Raw genomic sequence first — 706 nt, 5'->3', positions numbered from 1 at the left:
TTTTGCGCCGGTTAGGCAAGCGTTAGTTACTCAGGGAAGTCATGCGAAAAATTCTACTATTCATCACACTAGTTTTATCACATAGCACTGCTATCGCGTGTAGCTTTGCGCCTGGGTATGATGAGTTTTTACCTAGCCCTCTGTATAAAAAGAAAAATCATCCATTAGCGATACCAAAGGCTAGCGTAGAATCAATTAAACGAGGTTATGACGATGGAAATGGAGGTTCATGCTCCGATGCTGGAATCATAAAAATAAAATTTGAAAACGAAAATCCTATTAGGGCTACAGGATATAAATTAAAGATTATTTCAGGTACTTTTGAAAGTCATGTTATCCCTGACTATGAGGTAATGCCCTCACGATATAACCCAAGTGAAAACTCAATGTTCTTCGTTTGGTTGGATGGCAGTTATAACAATCAGGAAAAAATTGATTTCGTATTACAAATTATTGCTGTATCGCCGGAAGGTGACGAAAGTGAACCCTATAATCTTAAAATCCAGCATGCGGGTGGCAAGAGTAACTAACAAGTTACTCAAAAGGACGCAAAACGCTTGGCTTGCGCTCCTTCGTAGCTAAATTTAGCCAAGCATTCATGAGCCCATTAGTAAGGCGTTATGCGTCACTTTAAATCGCTGTCTTTAAAACGGTTTTTACTTCAACTCTTTCCTTTAAATCAGCTTTTAGGTACAGTGGCGTCATC

General features: G+C 39.1%; 1 protein-coding gene. It reads left to right on the top strand.

Translation table 11 applies throughout. From position 1 onward, the window contains the following. The first annotated feature begins 41 nt into the window (after positions 1–41). The gene (locus tag CWB72_RS19825; protein ID WP_138635047.1) at positions 42–530 is read left to right on the top strand and encodes a hypothetical protein; all 489 of its coding nucleotides are present in this window, start codon (positions 42–44) and stop codon (positions 528–530) included. Positions 531–706: the final 176 nt, after the last annotated feature.

Origin of the sequence: Pseudoalteromonas phenolica (assembly GCF_005886345.1) — a bacterium.
Lineage (GTDB): Bacteria > Pseudomonadota > Gammaproteobacteria > Enterobacterales > Alteromonadaceae > Pseudoalteromonas > Pseudoalteromonas phenolica_A.
This window is presented reverse-complemented; position numbering and strand designations above follow the sequence as displayed.

What these genes read in the sequence shown, in the direction of transcription:
- CWB72_RS19825 (WP_138635047.1), top strand. Translation starts at nt 42, where the DNA reads ATGCGAAAAATTCTACTATTCATCACACTAGTTTTATCACATAGCACT.